The 20145-nt window shown below is 72.9% G+C and carries 17 protein-coding genes; 11 read left to right on the top strand and 6 right to left on the bottom strand.

What is annotated here, in order from left to right:
- Positions 1–50: 50 nt before the first annotated feature.
- The gene (locus L2C96_RS03475; protein ID WP_237335078.1) at positions 51–593 is read right to left on the bottom strand and encodes an Imm5 family immunity protein; all 543 of its coding nucleotides are present in this window, start codon (positions 591–593) and stop codon (positions 51–53) included.
- A complete protein-coding gene (locus tag L2C96_RS03470; protein WP_237335077.1) occupies positions 574–5016 on the bottom strand; it encodes a DUF6531 domain-containing protein in 4443 nt (1480 codons plus the stop codon). The genes L2C96_RS03475 and L2C96_RS03470 overlap by 20 nt, the downstream gene beginning before the upstream one ends.
- 171 nt (positions 5017–5187) lie before the next feature.
- Here L2C96_RS03470 and L2C96_RS03465 point away from each other — a divergent pair, with 171 nt between their 5' ends.
- On the top strand, positions 5188–5784 hold the full coding sequence (locus tag L2C96_RS03465) for an HdeD family acid-resistance protein (protein ID WP_020423231.1): 597 nt from the start codon (positions 5188–5190) through the stop codon (positions 5782–5784).
- On the opposite strand, the gene L2C96_RS03460 is transcribed toward L2C96_RS03465, so the two are convergent.
- Positions 5781–6770, bottom strand: coding sequence for a glycoside hydrolase family protein (locus L2C96_RS03460; RefSeq protein WP_237335076.1), 990 nt, complete (start codon positions 6768–6770; stop codon positions 5781–5783). The genes L2C96_RS03465 and L2C96_RS03460 overlap by 4 nt on opposite strands.
- 197 nt (positions 6771–6967) lie before the next feature.
- Here L2C96_RS03460 and L2C96_RS03455 point away from each other — a divergent pair, with 197 nt between their 5' ends.
- The 6 genes from L2C96_RS03455 (at position 6968) to L2C96_RS03430 (ending at position 14482) form a co-directional block, all read left to right on the top strand.
- Positions 6968–7969, top strand: coding sequence for a LacI family DNA-binding transcriptional regulator (locus L2C96_RS03455; protein ID WP_272881978.1), 1002 nt, complete (start codon positions 6968–6970; stop codon positions 7967–7969).
- Positions 7962–9584 carry an FAD-dependent oxidoreductase gene (locus L2C96_RS03450; protein WP_237335074.1) on the top strand — a complete coding sequence of 541 codons (1623 nt, stop codon included), beginning with the start codon at positions 7962–7964 and terminating at the stop codon, positions 9582–9584. The genes L2C96_RS03455 and L2C96_RS03450 overlap by 8 nt, the downstream gene beginning before the upstream one ends.
- 179 nt (positions 9585–9763) lie before the next feature.
- On the top strand, positions 9764–11902 hold the full coding sequence (locus tag L2C96_RS03445) for a hydantoinase/oxoprolinase family protein (protein ID WP_237335073.1): 2139 nt from the start codon (positions 9764–9766) through the stop codon (positions 11900–11902).
- A complete protein-coding gene (locus L2C96_RS03440; protein ID WP_237335072.1) occupies positions 11899–12456 on the top strand; it encodes a hypothetical protein in 558 nt (185 codons plus the stop codon). Before L2C96_RS03445 ends, L2C96_RS03440 begins: the two co-directional genes overlap by 4 nt.
- Positions 12457–12458: 2 nt before the next feature.
- The gene (locus tag L2C96_RS03435; protein ID WP_237335071.1) at positions 12459–13736 is read left to right on the top strand and encodes a transporter; all 1278 of its coding nucleotides are present in this window, start codon (positions 12459–12461) and stop codon (positions 13734–13736) included.
- Positions 13733–14482, top strand: a complete 750-nt coding sequence (locus tag L2C96_RS03430) for an alpha/beta hydrolase family protein (RefSeq protein ID WP_237335070.1) — start codon at positions 13733–13735, stop codon at positions 14480–14482. Before L2C96_RS03435 ends, L2C96_RS03430 begins: the two co-directional genes overlap by 4 nt.
- On the opposite strand, the gene L2C96_RS03425 is transcribed toward L2C96_RS03430, so the two are convergent.
- Positions 14464–14859: a DUF5313 family protein gene (locus L2C96_RS03425; protein WP_237335069.1), complete on the bottom strand. Its 396-nt coding sequence runs from the start codon at positions 14857–14859 to the stop codon at positions 14464–14466. The genes L2C96_RS03430 and L2C96_RS03425 overlap by 19 nt on opposite strands.
- 71 nt (positions 14860–14930) lie before the next feature.
- On the opposite strand from L2C96_RS03425, the gene L2C96_RS03420 reads away from it, so the two are divergent.
- Both L2C96_RS03420 and L2C96_RS03415 read left to right on the top strand, forming a co-directional pair.
- Entirely contained in the window at positions 14931–15404 is a 474-nt protein-coding gene (locus L2C96_RS03420) for a MarR family winged helix-turn-helix transcriptional regulator (protein ID WP_017982263.1), read from the top strand.
- 152 nt (positions 15405–15556) lie between these two features.
- Positions 15557–16309 carry a dienelactone hydrolase family protein gene (locus tag L2C96_RS03415; protein ID WP_237335068.1) on the top strand — a complete coding sequence of 251 codons (753 nt, stop codon included), beginning with the start codon at positions 15557–15559 and terminating at the stop codon, positions 16307–16309.
- Positions 16310–16355: 46 nt separating this feature from the next.
- On the opposite strand, the gene L2C96_RS03410 is transcribed toward L2C96_RS03415, so the two are convergent.
- Together L2C96_RS03410 and L2C96_RS03405 are read right to left on the bottom strand one after the other, a co-directional pair.
- Positions 16356–16811, bottom strand: coding sequence for a Dps family protein (locus tag L2C96_RS03410; RefSeq protein ID WP_237335067.1), 456 nt, complete (start codon positions 16809–16811; stop codon positions 16356–16358).
- Between the two features lie 22 nt (positions 16812–16833).
- Entirely contained in the window at positions 16834–17796 is a 963-nt protein-coding gene (locus L2C96_RS03405; RefSeq protein ID WP_237335066.1) for an alpha/beta hydrolase, read from the bottom strand.
- Positions 17797–17956: 160 nt separating this feature from the next.
- Here L2C96_RS03405 and L2C96_RS03400 point away from each other — a divergent pair, with 160 nt between their 5' ends.
- Both L2C96_RS03400 and L2C96_RS03395 read left to right on the top strand, forming a co-directional pair.
- A complete protein-coding gene (locus L2C96_RS03400) occupies positions 17957–18415 on the top strand; it encodes a MarR family winged helix-turn-helix transcriptional regulator (protein ID WP_020423244.1) in 459 nt (152 codons plus the stop codon).
- A gap of 89 nt (positions 18416–18504) precedes the next feature.
- The coding region (locus L2C96_RS03395; RefSeq protein ID WP_237335065.1) for an amidohydrolase at positions 18505–20145 on the top strand (1641 nt) is incomplete at its 3' end.

The following is a 20145-nucleotide window of genomic DNA, read 5'->3' as shown; positions in this document are numbered from 1 at the left end:
GCGCGGCTCCGATGGAGGAGCCGTCGGTGCGGACGGTCACCGGGCGCGGGTCAGGACCGCGCGGCCGCCGGCACGGCTTCGAGCAGGTACCAGCGCCAGAACTCCCGCCGGGCGGCGGAGTCGCTGCCGTCCAGCCACGTAGGACCGCCCGCCGCGGCGTTGGCCGCGTAGAAGCAGGGCGACCAGTCGTCGGGGTCGAGGTCGGTCTCGTCGTCGACGTCGCCGGGTTCCTCTGGCCTGCCGAACACCAGGTTGCGCGCCACGGCCCAGTATGCGAGACCGGCGGACACGGCGGTGCCGCCGCGCAGCGAGAGGTTGTCCAGGTGGGTGTGCGCGTCCCGGACGGCCTGCTTCAGGCCCGTGGCGGCGGGGTCGGCCTGCGCGGCGGCGAGCAGCCGCACCGGCTCGTCGTCGCCGGGGAACGCGGCGTCCCAGATCGGCCGGACCCGTTGCGCGCACAGCAGTTCCAGCCTGGACAGCGCGTCGTCGCCCAGTTCGGTGTGGATGGCGCGCCGGTCGGCGTAGGGCAGTGCGCCGTCGGGCGGCAACGCGTCCGCGAGGCGGGTCAGGGTGTCAGTGTCGAGGTGTGGCACTCATCGTCCCGTTGGTGTGGAAGGTGAAATCGTGGTGCGGGTCGGAGACATGCTGGGGGATCCCGCGGTGCTGCGCAAGGGCGAGGAAGAACCCCTGGCAGTCGTCGCACATCGTGGACGACACGCGGATCGGCGCGTCGGGGTCGAGGTAGGCGGCTTGGCGCTCGGCGTGCATCGCGAAGTACCGCCCGAACACTCCCAGGTCCCGTCCGTTCGGCTCGGCGACCAGCGGGTGGCCGATCTGCTGGTGGAACTGCCGCATGTCGTTGAAGGAGGGCCGGGTGAAGTGCGGCTCGTGCCTGCCCCAGCCGCTGAGGGTGTTGACGCGGTCGGTGAAGGCGATGGTCTTGTGCGAGTCGTCGTACCCGTGCAGCCCGAGCGGGTCCAGCCAGGTCAGCGGGTTGCGGACGTAGGAGTGGATGCCGAGGCCGCCGAGCAGGTGCAGCGGATCGGGGCTGTGGTAGCGGCCGGTGAGCGGATCGTAGTAGCGGTGCAGGTTGTAGTGCAGGCCGGTTTCCGGGTCGTGGTACTGGCCGGGGAACCGCAGTGGCGTGGCGGCCCCGTCACCGCCGGCCGCGCCGCCCCACAACGCGGTGGTGGCGCGCCAGGCGACCGTCCCGCCCGGGTCGACCAGCTCGGTCGGCGTGCCGACCAGGTCGGTGACGATGGCGTGGAAGCGGCTGTCCACCCACCCCTGGGGCGCGTCCGCGGCGGAGGTCCGCTCCACCTGGGTCAGCGGACGCCAGCTCTCCGGGTGCCAATCCCACGCCGTCGCCGTCGCGCTGCCGTCGCCGGAGGTGACCTGCTCGGCCAGGCGCGTGCCGTCCCAGCTGAACACGGTGCGCTCGACCACGGTTTTGCCGTCGGCGGCCAGGCGCTCCTTGGCGACCCGCCGCCCGAACGCGTCGTAGGAGTAGCGCCACCGGACGCCGTCCGGGGTGACGACCGCGGTGAGCCTGCTTTCGGCGTCCCACTCGTAGCGCCACGTCCGGTCCCGCCCGGACAGCGATCGGCGCCTGCGCAGCACGACGCGCCCCTCGGCGTCGTGCACCAGGTGCAGGCCGCCGGCCCGGTCCAGCCGGGTGCCGCGGTAGGCGCGCGGCCCGTCCTCGCCGGCCCCGGCGGACGCGGCGAAGGTGATGTTGCCCGCGGGGTCGTAGGAGTAGCGCTCCGTCCCGCCCGGCGTACGCACCTCGGTGACCCGGCCCAGCACGTCCAGCGAGTACTGGCGCGGCCCGGCCAGCTGGTCGACGATCGCGGTGACACCGCCGTCGGCGCGGTAGGTGAAGGCGCGCCGCTGCGTGACCCGCGGCCCCCGGCCCCCGCCGGTGGCGGTGAGCACCTGCGTGTGCAGGCGGTGGCTGTCGGTCCAGGTCTGGCTCAGCGCCGCGGCGCCGAACCGCCGCTCGGTCTCCCGCCCGGCCGCGTCGTGGGCGAACGTGATCGCCCGGCCCGCGGTCTCCAGGGCGCGGGGGCGGCCCGCCGCGTCGTAGCTCCACACCGTCCGGCCGCCGGACGGGGTTGTGCGGAGCACCCGCCTGCCCAGCGCGTCGTACACCGAGGACACCGCTCGCCCGTCGCACGTCTCGGCGAGCACCCGCCCCGCCGCGTCGTAGGAGACGGTCACCTCGGCCGCGGAGTTCACGGCCCGCACGATGCGCCCGGCCGGATCGTGCTCGAAGGTCGTGACCTCCTCACCGGTGACCTGTTCGACGACCGCGCCCCTGGCGTCGTAGGTGTAGCGGATCACCTCGCCGGCCGCGTTGACCCGTTCCACCACCCGGCCGGCCGCGTCGTGCCGATAGGTCAGGACCCGGCCGTTGAAGTCGGTCTCCCGGACCAGGTTGCCCGCGGCGTCGTAGGAGTAGCGCCACTCCAGGCCCTGCTGGTTCACCACTGCGACGGGGCGCAGCTCGGTGTCGTAGCGGATCTCCACGCGCGCGCCGTCCGCGGTCGTCTCGGCCGACTTGAGGTCGAAGTGCGTGTGTTCGATCCGCGTGACCGCACCGGTGAGGTCGACGTGCTCCACCGTGTCGCCCTCGCCGTCGTAGGTCATCCGCTCGGTCGACCCGTCGGGCAGGGTCCGCCACGCGGGCCTGCCCTCGACGGTCCACCCGAACCGCGTCACCCCGCCCAGCGGGTCGGTGGTGCTGACGACCCGGCCGAACCCGTCGTAGGTGTGCCGGGTGGTGGCGCCCACCTCGTCGATCACGGTCACCGGGAGGCCGGCCGCGTTGGTCTCGAACCGCTTGGTGTGCCCCAGCGCGTCGGTGACGGCCAGCAGGTGGCCACGGCCGTCGTGGGTGTAGGTGGTGGTGGCGCCGGTGGGGCTCGTGCTGGTGCGGGGATTGCCCCGCTCGTCGTAGGTCCAGCGCCAGACCGCGCCGGCGGCGTCGGTGACGGCGACCGGCTGGTGCAGCGAGTTGTACTCGGCGCGCAGGCGGCCCCCGCCGGGCTGGACCACCTCGATCAGATCGCCGGCTTCGTCTGTGACGTACCGCGTGGTCGCGCCTACGGGGTCCGTCTCGGCGAGTAGCCGCCCGCGGTCGTCCCACTCGCTGGTGGTGGTGCCGCCAAGGGGGTCGACGCGGCGGACGACCTGTCCGCGCTCGTCGTAGTGGAAGGTCGTCGTGTGGCCGAGCGAATTGGTGTGCCGGGTGAGGCGGTGCGCGGCGTCGTAGGCGAAGGTGCTGTTCAGCATGCCGTCGGCCCCGGTGCCGCGCACGCAACGGCCGGCGTCGTCGTAGGTGAACTCGTACCAGGTTCCCCGGCGGTCCTTCCAGCGGGTCATCCGGCTCTGCCCGTCGTAGGCGAAGCGCATGGCGAGCCCGGAGGAGTTGACCACCGCGGAGAGGTTGCCGTCCTCGTCGTGGTCGTAGCGCATCACCGGGACGTCGGCGCCGCCCGCGCCGGCGCCGAGCATCGTCAGCGCCACGACGCGCCCGGACTCGGTGGTGACGCCGACGCGGTAGCCGCCGGAGTGCCGCAGCTCGACCGGGGCGCCCGCCTCGTCGTACCGGAACTCCACGGTGTTGCCGTTGCGGTCGGACATCGCGGTGACCGGCATGGTCCCCGGCGAGCGCGGGTCGACCACCGAGAACCTGAGCACCCGGCCGGTTTCCGGGTCGGTGATCGTGTATCCGTCGCGCTGGCTCCCCGCCAGGACGTGCCTCGGCCCCGCCATGGGCACCTTGGCGAGGCTGCCGTCGTCGCCCCGCGGGTAGACGAGCAGCTTCCCGTCGGCGGCGGCGAACACCACCCCGGCGGCGTCGACCTCGATCCGCTGGTCCAGTGTGGACGCCCAGGACAGGCCGAACCACCGGCCCGAACGGTGGTTCGACAGGTGGATGCGCTCCAGCCGCAGCGGGAACACCCCGGGGAGGTCGAGGTCGGTCTGGGTCAGCAGCACCTCGCCGCTGACCATGTCCACCGGGTCGCCCAGCGCGCGCCCGATCTTCTCCTTCGCGCTGACGGCCAGATCGCGGAGCTTGTTCCCCGCGTTGCTCACCGCCGTGCGCAGCGAGCCTGCGGTGCCGGGTGTGCCCGGGGTGTCCGGGCTCGCTGGGGTGTCCGGAGTGGACGGTGTGCCGTCCACGTCGGGGGTGGAAATCCCGTCCCCGCTCCGCGCGGCCGACGGGGTGGTCGGGCCGTCGCCGTGGCGGCCGAACTTCCGCCCCAGCGCCGAGAGCTTCTCGATGATCTCGCCCAGCTTGTCGATCACCCGGCGGATCTTCGGCGCCGCGTTCCCCACGGTCTTCACCAGTTTGCGGATCAGGTCGGCGATCCGCGTGATGGCGCTGCTGATCGCCGTGGTGGCCTGCGCTGCGATCAGCGGGGTCGCGAAACCCAGGGTGCACACGGCTTCCAGCGCCCAGGTGATGAGCTTGCCGACCAGTTCCGCGACCAGGTCGCGGACGATCTCCCGCACCATGGCCACGACCTGGCCCATGATCAGGACGCCCGTGGAGATCCCGTCGGCCAGTGTGGCCGCGCCCGCGATCGCGTCGGTCTGGGCGGCGACGTTGGCGCGGTAGGCGTCGCCGCCCTCGCCCGTCCACCCTGCCGTGCCCGTGTTCGCCTCGGTGGTCAGGTCCTGCGCGATCGTGTTCACCTCGGTCGCGACGTTGGCCCAGGTGTCGGCGAAGGACTGGATCACCGGCGGGTCGCCCGCCAGCCAGTCCAGGGCTTCCTTGAGCGGCCGGACGTGCTCGATCAGCCAGGACACCCCGTACTGCGCGAGGGTGCCGAGCGGGTCGATCACCATCGACAGCACTTCCAGGCCGACGCCGAGCGCGCCCAGCCCGCCCTCGACCCAGGAGCCGTCCTTGATGCCGTTGGCCAGGTCGGTCGCGGATTCGGCGATGCCGATCCCCGTCACGCCCGTCGTCTGCGACTGGGCCTGCGCCACCAGTGGATTCGACACGCGCCACCCCCATGACTCGTCCGGGGTACGACGCAATCAGGGGGCGCGCGGTTGCACAAGCCGCCGAATGATCTAAGGGCCGAGCCGGATTCCATTGGTATCCCACCGGACTGGCGGGGTGTGCGGCGCGGGCCTACGGTGGCTGTTCCGGCTGCGGAAAGGGGAACCGTCATGGCCGTGCACCAGCCCTACGGGGCGTTCCGGGTGACGCTCGGCGAGGGGACGGGCGGTGAGTTGCGGCGGGTCACCGGGCGGTGGTGGATGGTCGCCCTGCTGGGGGTCGCCACCGCGGTGCTGGGGGTGCTGCTGCTGGTGAACCTGGCCGTGGCGGTGGGGACGCTCGCCGTGATCGTCGCGATCGCCCTGCTGTTCGAGGGCTTCGACGAGATCCTCACCGCCGACCGGCACCGCACCCGGTGGCCGTTCTACCTGCTCGGCGTGGTGTGGATCGGGATCGGCGTGATCGCGCTGGCCTGGCCGGGCATCACGCTGCTCACGCTCGCCGTGGTGGTCGGGATCGGGTTCGTCGTCGCGGGCGCCGGGCAGATCGCGGCGTCACTCGCGTGGCGGCGGCGCCTGCCGATGTGGGGCCTGTGGCTCGGCCTCGGCGTGGTGACCCTGCTGATCGGGGTGGTGGCCCTGGTGTGGCCCGGCCTGACCATCCTCACGCTCGCGATCTGGCTCGGAATCGCCCTGGTGCTGCGCGGCGCCGGCGCCCTGTGGTTCGCCCTCCAGCTGCGCCGCGCCCACCAGGCGATGGCTGCCTAGACCGCTCGCGCGATCGCGATCGAGCCCTCCAAACGGGCGCCCGCCTCGTAGAACATGTACTCCACGCCGTTTTCGGTGCCGAACGACGCCGATGCGCACCGGCCGTTGTCGGGGGCTCCGGGCAGCGGCGCGTGGAACACGCCGAGGTGCCGTCGCAGGCTGAAGTCGTTGCCCACCTCGGTGATCAGCATCGACCCGCCGGCCTCGATGTTGCAGTGGTACACCACGTAGGTGCTGCCGTTGCGCTTCAGAACCGACGGCCCGCTGATGTCGCGCGCGCCGACCTCCTCCGGGCGGATCAGCGGCTCCTGCGCGAACTCCCAGTTCCGCCCGTCGGCCGACCAGCCCCAGCCGATCGTGCGCCGGTTCGTCTGGTTGTTGATCATGAAGACCATCACGTACTTCGCGCCCAGCGCGGGCAGGCTGTGCTCGAACACCCGCGCGTAGGACGTCTCGCTGGTGCCGGCGGGCAGCATCGACGCCGACAGCACGACCTTGTCGTAGGTGAAGTCGATGCCGTCGCTCGACCGCGCCAGACGGGTCGTGGTGTTCTCGCCGTGGAAGTACAGCCACATCTCCTGCGTCGGCGCGTGCCACATCACGTGCGGCGACGAGACGTGGCTGACCGAGTAGTGCGGCGCCCACACGTTGGACACGATCGGGTTGGCCGGGTACTCGGTGAACGGCCCCTCCAGCGAATCCGCGTACGCCAGGCAGATCCCGCCGGGCGCGTCGTGCGGCGCGTAGTACAGGTAGTAGCGGCCCAGCGCGTTGCGCACCCGGCCGACCGTGCCGCGGACGCACGGGAAGATCAGCTCGCCGGTCGGGTTGTACTTCAGCGCGCTCTTGTCGAACGCGGTGCGCAGGAACCGGTAGTCGGGGAAGCCCGCGGGGGCGGCCTGCGCGGGCAGGGCGGGGACGGCGAAGGCCGCCAGGCCCAGCCCGGCAGCGACCTTGAGCGTGGCCCGGCGGGAGAGCTCGGTCATTCGGTGACTCCCTTTCGTCGGCGTTGACGACACGGGACTGTCCGTGACCCGTTCGAGTGGCGTCAAGGTGCTAATACGTATTAGTCCCGTCCTTGTCCGGTTTCGGACAAGTTCCTTGACACCGCTTTGCTCGTGCCAGAGCCTCAGCTAATCCGCATTAGCAACAGCAGGAGGTCCCCGTGCCGTCCAGGCGTGACATGCCCCGGCAGGCCGACATCGCCCGCATCGCCGGCGTCTCGCAGGCCACGGTGTCGGTTGTGCTCGGCGGCCGGTCCGGGGTGCGGATGGCCGAGTCGACGCGCCGCAGGGTGCTCGAAGTGGCGGAGAACCTGGGCTACGTGCCGCACCCGGTCGCGACCCGGCTGGCGTCGGCGCGCTCGAACATGCTCGGCCTCTACACCTTCCGCGCCACGTTCCCGATGGAGGTGGCCGACTCCTACTACCCGATCCTGGTCGGGGTCGAGGAGGAGGCTGCCGCGCTCGGCCAGGACCTGATCCTGTTCACCGGGCTGAGCGGCGCCGAGGCGTCCGGGGAGGCCGCGATCCGGCGCACCCGCGTCGCCGACGGCTGCCTGTTCTTCGGGCGGCACGTGCCCGAGGAGCCGATCGCGAAGCTGGTCGACTCCGGGTTCCCGCTCGTCTACATCGGACGGCGCGAGGAACTCGGCGGCCGCATCCCCTACGTGGGCGCGGATTACGTCGCGGCCTCGGCCGAGGTCGCCACACGGCTGGCCGGGCTGGGGCACCGGAACCTGCTGTACGTGCGGGAAGCCGACGAGGCGCCTTCCTCGGCCGACCGCGAACGCGGCCTCCGCCAGGCGGCGCCGGACGCGCGGATCGTCCGCCTCGACGGGCCCGCGCTGACCACTGACACAGTCCGCGGCTGGCTCGCCGACGGCGTGACGGCGATCGTCGTGGAGGAAACCGACACCGGCGCCGCCTACACCGCGGTGCGCCAGGCACTCGACGCCGCCGGACTGTCCACACCGGACGATCTGTCGCTGGCGGTGCTCGGCCGCCCCCCGGGAGACGAGCCGGTCAGCGGCTTCGACATCCCGCGCCGCGAGATGGGCCGGCGCGCCGTGCGCCTGCTCGTCGACCTGATCACCGAAACCGAGACCACGCCGCAGCAGCTGCTGCGGTGCCCGCCCGTGGCCGGCACGACCGCCGGCCCCGCACCGGAGAGGGACCATGCCTGAACTCGACACCGAAATCCTCGTCGTCGGCGGCGGACTCGGCGGCGTCGCCGCCGCGCTGGCCGCGGCGGGCGGCGGGCACCGGGTCGTGCTCACCGAGGAGACCGACTGGCTCGGCGGACAGCTCACCGCGCAAGCCGTGCCGCCGGACGAGAACCCGTGGATCGAGCGGTTTGGCTCGACCGTGACCTACCGCCGCCTGCGCGAGGGCATCCGCGACTACTACCGGCGCCACTACCCGCTGCGGGCGGAGGCCGCGCGCCTGACCGACCTCAACCCCGGCGCCGGCCGGGTCAGCAAGCTGTGCCACGAGCCGCAGGTCGCGCTGGCGGTGCTGGAGGCCATGCTCGCCCCGCACCGCGCGGCCGGGCGCGTCACCGTCCTGCTCGAACACCGCCCGGTGGCGGCCGAGACGACCGGCGACCGGGTGGACGCGGTCACCCTGGAGGGCCGGGACGGCACCCGCACCACCGTCCGCGCCGGCTACGTGCTGGACGCCACCGAGAACGGCGACCTGCTGCCGATGACCGGCACCGAGTTCGCCGTGGGCGCCGAGTCGCGCGACGAGCACGGCGAGCCGCACGCCCCCGAGCACGCCGACCCGGCCAACCTGCAGGGCATCACCTACTGCTTCGCGCTGTCGCACCACGCCGGGCAGGACCACGTGATCGACCGGCCGGAGATGTACGACTTCTGGCGCTCCTACGCCCCGGAGTTCTGGCCCGGCCCGCTGCTCGGGTTCCTCGCGCCGGACCCGCGCACGCTGGAGCCGGTCGAGCGCACCTTCGTGCCCAACCCGGACGGCGACCCGCTCGCGATCACCGCCGACCAGAGTGCCGACGCCGGTGACAAGGAGCTGTGGGGCTTCCGCCGGATCCTGGCCCGCGGCCTGCACGACGCGGGCGCGTTCGACTCCGACATCACCCTGGTCAACTGGCCGCTCAACGACTACTGGCTGCGGCCCGCGCTGGAGATCGACGGCCGAACCGGCCCGGAGGACATCGCCCGCGCCCACCACGAGGCCAAGCAGCTGTCGTTGTCGGTGCTGTACTGGCTGCAGACCGAAGCGCCACGCGCGGACGGCGGCACCGGCTTCCCCGGGCTGAAGCTGCGGCACGACGTGACCGGCACCGCGGACGGCCTCGCGAAGTCCGCCTACGTGCGGGAATCGCGGCGGATCAAGGCGGTCACCACCGTCACCGAGCAGGACGTCTCGCTGGACGTCCTCGGCCCGCACGGGCGCAAGCGGCACGCCGACTCGGTCGGCGTCGGCAGCTACCGCATCGACCTGCACCCCTCGACTTCCGGCGACAACTACGTCGACGTCGCCAGCGTGCCGTTCGAGATCCCGCTCGGGGCGCTGCTGCCGCGGCGGGTGCGCAACCTGGTGCCGGCCGCGAAGAACATCGGCACGACGCACATCACCAACGGCTGCTACCGGCTGCACCCGGTGGAGTGGAACGTCGGCGAGGTCGCCGGGCACCTGGCCGGGTTCGCGCTGCGCCGCGGCGTGGAACCGCACCAGGTCCGCGACGACGAGAAGCTGTTCGACGAGTTCGCCCGGCTGCTCGACCAGTCCGGCGTGGAACGCCACTGGCCCGAGGTCCGCGGCTACTGATTTTTGTTTCCGAAGGGGCGGAGCCGCTTGCGGTGGGCCGTCAACCGGCACCGCCGCCGTGGTGACCTGGCGGTCATCAGGAGGCGATCCCACAGCCAGGGGCCGCCTCAGGTTCCGCTACCCGCGCCGCCCCGCAAGCCGCTCCGCATCAAATCCCTGCACACCAAGGAGGTGTGGCAATGACGCAACATCCCCGCCGGGCTGGTGTCCGGATCGGCATCGACGTCGGTGGCACGTTCACCGACGCCGTCGCCGTCGACGCGCGCTCGTTCGAACTTCTCGCCCAGGTCAAGGTTCCCACCAGCCACGACCACGCCGACGGCGTCGCCGCCGGGATCCTCGAGGCGCTGGAGAAACTGCAGGCCAGTGCCGGAATCGGGGCCGGGGACGTGTCGTTCCTGGCGCACGGCACCACGCAGGCCACCAACGCGCTGCTCGAAGGCGACGTGGCGACCGTGGGCATCGCCGGGATCGGCTCCGGCTTCGACGGCTTCGCCACGAAACGCCTGCGGGCGCTGGGCAGGCTGGAGCTCGCGCCGGGCCGCAAACTGCCCGTCCGGTTCGCCGCGGTGCGGGATCCGGGCGATCCGGTCGCGGTGAAGGAGGCGATCGCGAACCTGCGTGCGGACGGCGCCGAGGTGGTCGTGGCGGTCGAACCGTTCAGTGTGGACGATCCCGAGGGTGAGCGGCTGGTGATGGCGGCCGTGCACGAGCAGGGCCTGCCCGGCACCTCCACCCACGAGATCACCGGGCTGTACGGGCTGGCCAAGCGCGCCCGCACCGCGGTGCTCAACGCGGGCATCATGCCGCGCATGATCACCACCGCCGACCTGGTCGAGCGCAGCGTCACCCGCGCCGGCATCACCGCGCCGCTGATGGTGATGCGTGGCGACGGCGGCGTGATGTCGCTGCCCGAGATGCGCCGCCGCCCGCTGCTGACCGCGTTGTCCGGGCCGGCCGCCGGTGTCGCGGGCGCGCTGATGGGGGAGAAGCTGTCCGAGGGGATCTTCCTGGAGACCGGCGGCACCTCCACCGACATCAGCGTGGTGCGCCGCGGCCGGGTCCAGGTCGGGCACGCGCACCTCGGCGGCCGGGAGACCTACCTGCCCGCGCTCGACGTGCGCACGGTCGGCATCGGCGGCGGCTCGCTGGTCCGGTTCTCCGGCCGGGCGGTCACCGACGTCGGGCCGCGCAGCGCGCACATCGCCGGCCTGTCCTACGCCTGCTTCGCGCCGGCCTCCGCCCTGGCGGGCGCCAAGCTGGTCACCATCGCGCCGCGCCCGGACGACCCGGCCGACTACGTCGCCCTGGAGTCCCCGTCGGGCGCCCGCTACGCGCTGACCCTGACCTGCGCGGCCAACGCCCTCGGCGCGGTCCCGTCCGGGGCCTACGCCCGCAGCGACGCCGAGTCCGCCCGGCTCGCGCTGCTGCCGCTCGCCCAGGCGCTCGACGCCTCGGTCGACGAGGCCGCCCGCGCCGTGCTGCGGCAGGCGGTCAAACCGGTCCGGGCCGTGGTCGACGAGCTGGTGCGTGCCTACCGCCTGGAGCACATCACGCTCGTCGGCGGGGGCGGGGGAGCGGCCGCGGTGACGCCGTTCCTCGGGCAGGACACCGGCCACGACTGGAAGCTCGCCGCGCACAGCGAGGTGATCAGCCCGCTCGGCGCGGCGCTGGCGCTGGTGCGCGAGTCGGTCGAGCGGATCGTGCCCAGCCCGTCCAACGCCGACATCCTCGCCACCCGCGCCGCGGCCGAGGCGGCGGTGATCGAGCAGGGCGCGGACCCGGCCGGGGTCGAGGTGGACGTGACGGTCGACCCGCGGCGCAACCTGATCCGCGCGGTCGCCACCGGCGCCACCGAGCTGCGCACGAAGGACCGGGCGGCCACTGTGGACGAAGCCGCGGTGCGGGCCGAAGTGGCCCGCAGCATGGGCGTCCCGGCCGCCGAGGTCACCGAACTCGCGGCCACGCCCCAGCACCGGGTGTGGGGCGCGCGGGCGCGCCGCCGGTTCCGCCGTCCGGTGCAGCACGTCCGCGTCGTCGACGGCGAGGGCGTGATCCGCCTGCACAGCGCGGGCGCGCTGGTGGAGAGCACGACGGTCGGCGAGGCGCCGGGCCGGCTCGCGACGGTGGTCGACCGGCACACCCGCTACGGCGACGGCGGGTCCCGCGCGCCCGCGGTGTGGCTGCTGGTCGGCCCGAAGATCGCCGACCTGTCCGGGGTGCTCGACCGCGACCAGCTGGTGGCCCTGATCGGCGCCGAGCTGAAGACCCGCGCGCCGGAGGAGCCGGTGGTGGCTGTCGTGGCGGACCGGCCGTGACCGGGCAGTCCGATGTGGAGCTCGCCGTCCGGCTGCTGCGCGAGACCCCCACGCACGAGAACCGGCCCGCGGAGCAGCTGGCCCGGTGGGCCGAAACAGCACTGGCCTTCGGCGACGAACTGGCTGACCGGGACGAGCCGGACCCGCCGGTGCGCGTGACCGAAGCCGACGGCGGCCGCCGCGACGGCGAAGTTCTGCTGGCCGAGTACCACGCGCGCCGCGGCGTCGTCACCGTCTACCGCGACTCGCTGGCCCTGCTGCGCCGGATCGCGGTCCGCCACGGCTGGGACGCCGACGTGCCGGCCGAGGCCCTGCGCGCCGCGGCCGTCGCGCACGAGCTGGTCCACCACCGGCTGCACCACGGCGCCGGGCGCGAACTGAACCGGCGCCTCGGGCACACCGCCATGCGGCTCGGGCGGTTCCGCGTGCCCGGCCACGTCGCCGGGGCCGACGAGCTCGTCGCGCACCGCTTCGCCCACCGCCGCAGCGGCCTGGGCAAGAGCCCGCTGCTCCTCACCGCGGCACTCGCCGCCTCCCTGCGAGCTGGAGACTGACCATGGGAATCGCGATCCTGGCCCTGATGGCCGCCGGCGTGGTCCTGATGCTCACCCGCGTGCTGCCGACCGCGTTCGCGCTCGTGCTGCTCGCGCTGGGCATCGCCGTGCTGTCCGGCGCGCCCCTGACCGGGGACAAGAACAGCATCCTCACCACCGTCCTGCAGAACGGCGCGCCCGCGCTGGCCGCGACGATGATCGCGGTGCTGCTCGGCTCCTGGCTGGGCGCGCTGATGGACGACACCGGCATCGCCGCCACGCTGGTCCGCAAGATCGTGGAGTTCGGTGGCGAGCGGCCCTCGGTGGTGGCGCTCGGCGTGTTCGCCGTGGCCATTCTGTGCGGCAGCATCACCGGGTCCGCCCCGGCCGCGATGCTCGCCGGCGTGGTCGGCATCCCCGCGATGATCGCGGTCGGCGTCGCCCCGGTGGTGGCGGGCGGCACGGTGCTGATGGGCATCGCCGCGGGCTCGCCGCTGGAACTGCCGGTGTGGCAGTTCCTGTCCGACGCGCTCGGCGCGCCGGTGTCCGACGTGCGCTCGATCATGATCAAGCTCTTCCCGCTGGCCCTGGTCGCCGGCATCGCCTACGTGCTGATCGAGACCCGCCGCCGCGGCGCCCGGCACACCTGGTCGGTCAAGGCCGCCCGGCCGAGCGCGCGGGTCCGCCGCGGCGACGCGCCCTGGTACGCGCTGCTCACCCCGCTGGTGCCGATCGTGCTCGCGCTCGGGCTGAAGGTGCCGATCGTGCCGTCGCTGCTGGCGGGCGTGGTGTTCGCGCTGCTGACCACGACCCGGTGGGGCAACTTCAACGGGCAGGCGCTGCGCTCGCTCTACAAGGCGTTCGACGTGGCCGCCCCGCCGATCGTGTTGTTCATCGCGATCGGGATGCTGCTGGCCGCGGTCAAGCTGCCCGGCGCGAAGGCCGCGCTGACGCCGATCGTGTCGGCGATCAGCCCGGCGGGCGCGGTCGCGTTCGTGCTGGTGTTCACGGTGCTGGTGCCGCTGTGCCTGTTCCGCGGGCCGCTCAACGTGTTCGGCCTCGGCGCCGGGGTCGCCGGCGTGCTGGTGTCCGGCGGGATCTACCCGATGCCCGCGGTGGTCGGCCTGATGGCCTCCTACAACCAGGTGTTCAGCGTCTCCGACCCGACGAGCACGCAGACGGTGTGGAGCGCGCAGTACGCCGGGGTGCGGCCGGAGCGGGCGATGATCTCGACCCTGCCCTACACGTGGGTGGTCGCGCTGGGCGGGATGATCCTGACCGCCGTGCTGTACCTGCCGTGAAGCTGCGGACGGCCGACGGGCTGACACTGGACGCCCGTCGGCACCCCGGGGACGGCCCGGTGGTGGTGCTGGCGCACGGGATCACCGGCGACCTGACCGAGAACGGGCTGTTCGGCGCGCTGGCGGACCGGCTGACCGGGCACGGCTTCGAGGTGCTGCGGTTCTCGTTCCGCGGGCACGGCGCGAGCGCGGGCCGGCCCCGGGACATGACGATCGCGGGGGAGCGGCTGGACCTGCGGGCGGCGGTGGACTGGGCGGCCGCACGAGGCCGCGGGGTCGCGGTGGTGGCGTCCAGCTTCGGCGCGGTGAGCACCACGCTGTCGTTGCCGGAACTGGGCGACCGGTTGTCCGGGTTGGTGCTGTGGCAGCCGGTGCTCGATCTGCGCGCGACGTTCCTGGAGCCCTCGCTGCCGCGGGGCCGCTTGCTCTACGGCGACCGGTCGTCGTTGCGGGAGAACGGTTTCCTGGACATCGAGGGCCGGTTCGAGCTGGGCGCGGAGCTGTTCGAGGAGTTCGCCCGGCTCGACCCGCGTGCGGCGTTCCTGGCGAGCACGGTGCCCGCGCTGGTGCTGCACGGCGACGCCGACGAGCACGTGCCCTACGAGGTGGCACGGGATGCCGCGCTGGCGCGCAACCACACGAGCTGGTGCACGATTGCCGGCGCCGGGCACGGGTTCCGCGAGGCGGCCGGGGAGGTGCTCGACCGGACGGTGGACTGGCTGGTGTCCTACTGCGGCGAGCGGTAGCGCGCGATGTAGCGCTCCTTGACCTCCCGCTCGGCCTCCTCCTTGGCCTCGGCACGCACCTTGCGGGCGGTGCCGTAGGGGTAGCCGTGCTTGCGGATCCGGTTCTCGACGCTCTCCTCGGCGTAGACGAGGGAGTAGAAGAACCCGACGATCCCGGCCATGAGCACCAGGCTCAGCCGCAGGGTGAGCGGGCCGGGCAGCAGCAGCCAGACCAGCATGAGCGGCAGGAGCAGCACCGAGGCGCGCGCCGCGTGCCGCCACAGCCAGGTCTTGGCGGTGACGTCGTGCAGGACCCAGGTGCGGTGCTGCTCGGGCAGGCGGCCGCCGAGGGCGTACCACAGCCACTGGAGGGGATTGGGGCGTCGGCGCTCGGTCACGTGCCCCACAGTACCCTAAGAGTTAGTGCATTAATTATCAGTGCCCTCACGGATGGAGTAGGCTCGGCCACATGACCGCGATCGACCTGGGCGAGAACCCGCTGGCGCTGGACCGGCAGGTGTGCTTCGCCCTGTCCGTGGCCTCCCGCAGCGTCATCGGGATCTACCGGCCGCTGCTCAAGCCCTACGGCCTCACCCACCCGCAGTACCTGGTGCTGCTCGCGCTGTGGGACCGCGCGCCCCGGTCGGTGAAGGACCTGGCCGAGACCCTGCGCCAGGAGCCGGCCACGCTCTCGCCGTTGCTCAAGCGGCTGGAGGCGCTGGGTTACCTGACGCGGGAACGCAACCGGTCCGACGAGCGGGCGCTGATGGTCGACCTGACCGAGTCCGGCCGGGACCTGCGCGCGGAGGCGGAGAAGATCCCGTACCGGGTCGTGGAGACGCTCGGCATGGAGGTCGCCGAGCTGGAGCAGCTGCACGCCGCGCTCGCCCGCGTCATCGCCGCGACCGGAAATGCCGGTGCGGAGCGCGACGAGACCGGCTAACCTGCCTGCGGCTGTGACGGACCGCGAGGAGGTGAGACCCATGAACCTGGCACGCACGTGGGTGCTCCCCTCGGCGTCACGGCTGGGCGGTTGACGTAGGGATCGCCGGGAGCGCCTGTTTTCCCGCAGCACTCCCGAAAGGGCGTCAACCCATGCAATCTTTCCGGTTCACCGCGGAATCTTCCGGCGACGAGGTCGTCGAGCGCGACTTCACCGTCGGCGAGGTTCCCGGTGTGCTGTGGTCGCCCCCGTCCGCTCCCGATCACGCGCCCCTGGTGCTGGTGGGGCACGGCGGCGGCCTGCACAAGAAGACCCCGGCGCTCGCCGCGCGCGCCCGTCACGCCGTGACCACCTGGGGCTTCCACGTGGCCGCCATCGACGCGCCCGGGCACGGCGACCGCCCGCGCACCGCGGACGACGAGCGGGCCCGCGCCGCGCTCCGGCAGGCGATGGACTCCGGTGACAAGCCCGGGTTCGAGTCCGCCGGCGTCCGCTACACCGCCTCGCTGGTGGAACGCGCCGTGCCGGAATGGCAGGCCACTCTGGACGCGCTGCGCGCGCTGCCCGAGTTCGGCGACTCGCCCGTCGGCTACGCCGGCGGGATCACGCTCGGCACCGCGATCGGGGTGCCGCTGACGGCGGCCGACCCCCGGATCACCGCGGCCATCTTCGGCGGCGGGTTCTTCGCCTACGACGCGCTGATCGCGGCGGCCCGACGGATCACCGTGCCGGTCCAGTTCCTGCTGCCGTGGGACGACGAGCACGTCAGCCGCGACTCCGCGCTCGCGTTGTTCGACGCCTTCGCCTCACCGGAGAAGACGTTGCACGCCAACCCGGGCGACCACCGCACGATCCGCTGGACCGGCGTCGACGACGGGTTCCTGGCCCGGCACCTGCGTGCCTGACGCGACCGGCGCCGGCCGGGGCGAACCCGGCCGGCGCCGTCGGTGGTCAGCGTGTTTGGGCCTGGAACATCCAGTGCTGCTTCTCCAGCTCGGCGGTGATGCCGATGAGGAGGTCCTGGCTGACCGGGTCGGGCTCGCCGGTGGCCTCGATCCCGGCGCGCAGGCCGCTGATCGTGGCGGCCAGGATGCCGGTCACGGCCTCGACCACGGCCCGGTCGGCCAGCGGTCCGGCGGGCAGGCCGGGCAGCGTGGACTCGGCGGCGACGGTGCTCGCGCGGCCGTCCGGCGAGACCCCGAGCGCGGCCAGTCGCTCGGCGACGCTGTCGGCGTGCTCGCGGGTGGTGGCGGCCAGCTCGTCCAGGTGCAGGTGGACGGCGCGGAAGTGCGGGCCGGTGACGTTCCAGTGCGCCTGCTTGGCCAGCAGGCCCAGGTCGATCAGATCGGTCAGCGTCCGCTGGAGTGCGGTGGCGACGGTCTTGGTGGCCACCTCGTCGAGGATCACTTCGGTCCCTTCCTTCGGGAATTCAGTCCTGCAGAGCCTTCTTCAGCACCGCGACCGCCTGGTTGATGGCGGCTTCGGCGGCGTTGGTCTCACGCAGCGCGTTGAGCATCACGAAGTCGTGGATGATGCCCTGGTAACGCACGGCGGTGACGGGGACGCCGGCCTGGCGCAACTTGTTCGCGTAGGCCTCGCCCTCGTCGCGGAGCACGTCGGCCTCGGCGGTGATCACCAGCGCCGGCGGCAGCCCGGCCAGCTCGTCCAGGCTCGCGCGCAGCGGCGAGGCGGTGATCTCGGCGCGCTGCGCCGGGTCGGTGGTGTACTGGTCCCAGAACCACTTCATGCCCTCGAGGGCGAGGAAGTAGCCGGTGGCGAACTGCCGGTAGGAGCCGGTGTCGAAGCTCGCGTCGGTGACCGGGTAGAACAGCACCTGCTGGCGGAAGGTCACGTCGCCGCGCTGCTTGGCGAGGATCGTCACGGCCGCGGTCATGTTCCCGCCCACCGAGTCGCCTGCGATCGCCAGGCGGTTCGCGTCGAGGCCGTGCTTCGCGCCCTCGGCGACGATCCACTTCGCGGTGGCGTAGCTCTGCTCGAGCGCGACCGGGTAGCGCGCCTCGGGGGAGCGGTCGTAGTCCGGGAAGACGACGGCCGCGCCGGTGCCGGCGGCGAGTTCGCGGATCAGCCGGTCGTGGGTGTGCGCGTTGCCGAACACCCAGCCCGCGCCGTGGATGTAGAGGACGACGGGCAGCGTGCCCGTGGCGCCGGCGGGGCGCACGATGCGCACCTTCACCTGGCCGGTCGGCCCGCCCTCGATGGTGAGGTCCTCGATGTCGGCCTCGGGCTTGGCGATCTCCGAGGACTGCACCTCGTCGACGGCCTTGCGGCCCTCCTCCGGCGGGAGCTGGAACAGGTACGGCGGGTTGTCCGTCGCCTCGGCGAAGGCCTGCGCGGCGGGTTCCAGGGCCAGGTTGTGCGGGTTGGCGGTCATCGCTGTCTCCCTGAGGCTTCGGGGACCGGGTCGCTCCCGGTCGGTCTATTGCATCAAACCATCTTGTGCACAACTTAATTGCCTACTATGGGATGTGTCACCCCTGGATGGCGCGCGACCGCCGGATGGGGGATGATCGAGTGCTGACCAAGGAGGAGTCATGGCCGAACCGGCCGCACCGCGGCTCGACGATCAGGTCTGCTTCGCGCTGTACGCCGCGTCCCGCGCGGTCACCTCGCTCTACCGGCCGCTGCTCGACGAGCTCGGCTTGACCTACCCGCAGTACCTGGTGATGCTGGCGCTGTGGGAGCACGGCGAGCTGTCCGTCAAGGACCTCGGGCAGGCGCTGTCGCTGGACTCGGGCACGCTGTCGCCGCTGCTCAAGAGACTGGAGAAGCTGGAGTTCGTCCGCCGGGAACGCCGCGCGGACGACGAGCGCTCGGTGTGCATCCGGCTCACGGACAAAGGCGACGGGCTGCGGTCGAAAGCCGTGCCGCTGCCGGGCGTGATCGGCGACGCGATGGGCCTGCCCGTGGACGAGCTGGAGGAGCTGCGGGCGACGCTGCGCGGGCTCACCGAGTCGGTCAACGCCTACCGCGAGTCCCGGCCGGGCGTATAACGACCTATACCGCGCGGCCTTGGTGCGTGCGGCCGGGCGGCCCGGACCCCTAGTCTGCGGGGAAGGGCCCCCGACCGAGAGGATTCCACGTGCTCGACCTGCTGGTGCGCAACGTCCGTGCGCTGACCGTGTCCGACGAGCGTCCCCGCGCGCACACCGTGGGCGTGCTGCACGGGCGGATCGTCGGCCTCGACGAGGAGGTCGAGGGCCTGGCCGCCCGCACTGTGGTCGACGGCGGCGGCGCGGTTCTCACGCCCGGTTTCGCCGACGCCCACAACCACATGGTCTGGTACGGCCTGTCGCTGGCCGAGATCGACCTGTCCGGCTGCCGCACGCTGGACGAGCTGTACGACACGGTCGCCGCGCGGGCCGCCGAACTGCCGTCGGACGCGTGGGTGATCGGTTCGAAGTACGACGACTTCGTGCTGGGCGGTCACCCCGACCGCGCCGCGCTGGACCGCGCCGGCGGCGGGCGCGCGGTGTGGCTCAAGCACCGGTCGGCGCACATGTGCACGGTGAGCTCGGCGATCCTCGCCCAGGCAGGGGTGCTCGACGGCTCGGCGCGCGTGCCCGAGGGCGGAGTGGTGGCCCGTGACGACGACGGCGCGCCGACCGGGCTGCTCGCCGAGCAGGCCCAGCAGCTGGTGGACGCACTGGTCAAGCCCTACCCGGTGGAGGAGCTGGCCGCGGCGATCGAGCGCGCCGCGAAGGTCTACGTCAGCGAGGGGCTCACCGCGGTGACCGAGGCCGGGATCGGCGGCGGCTGGATCGGGCACAGCCCGGCCGAGGCGACGGCCTACCACCTGGCGCGCGAACGCGGGGCGCTGCCGCTGCGGGTGGAGCTGATGCCGGCCAGCGAGGTGCTGCACCCGCTCGGCGGCAACCCGGTCGACACCGGCACGATCGGCGTCGACCTGGGGCTGCGCAGCGGGTTCGGCGACGAGTTCCTGCGCCTGGGCCCGATGAAGATCTTCACCGATGGCGCGCTGAGCAGCCGGACCGCGGCCCTGACCGAGCCGTTCTGCTCGCACGGCGGGCTCGGCGTGCTGCAGGACGATCCGAAGGTGCTGCGGGACACCATCGTCGCCGCGCACCGCAGCGGGTGGCGGGTGGCCGCGCACGCGATCGGCGACCGCGCCATCGACCTGACGCTGGACGCGTTCGAGGAGGCGCAGCGGGTGCTGCCGCGCCCGGACGTGCGGCACCGAATCGAGCACGCCGCGATGGTGCGGCCGGACCAGCTGCCGCGGCTGGTCGCGCTCGGGGTGGTCCCGGTGCCGCAGGCCAGGTTCCTGTACGAGATCGGCGACACGATGGCCGAGGCGCTGGGCGAGGCGCGGGTGCCGTGGCTGTACCGGCAGAAGTCCTTCGTGGACGCCGGGCTGCGGGTGCCGGGCAGCTCCGACCGGCCGTGCGTCGGCGTCGGCGCGCCGCTGGCCGGCCTGCGGTCGATGATCGAGCGGACGACCAGCGCCGGGGTCGTGCTGAGCCCGGACGAGCGGGTCGGTGCGGAAGAGGCGCTGCGGGCCTACACCGCGCACCCGGCGTGGGCTTCGCACCAGGAACACGAACGCGGCCGGCTCGCCGCGGGGCTGCGGGCGGACATGGTGCTGCTCGACGACGACCCGACCGCGGTGCCGAGTGAGCGGATCAGCGAGATCGGTGTGCTGGCGACGTTTGTCGGTGGCCGCTGCGTGCACGGGGCGGAGGGGTTGCGGGCGGAGGGGCCG

It is taken from the genome of Amycolatopsis tucumanensis, assembly GCF_021654135.1.
GTDB classification, from domain to species: domain Bacteria; phylum Actinomycetota; class Actinomycetes; order Mycobacteriales; family Pseudonocardiaceae; genus Amycolatopsis_E; species Amycolatopsis_E tucumanensis.
The sequence above is the reverse complement of the archived record's forward strand: the minus strand, read 5'-3'. Positions and strand labels throughout refer to the sequence as shown.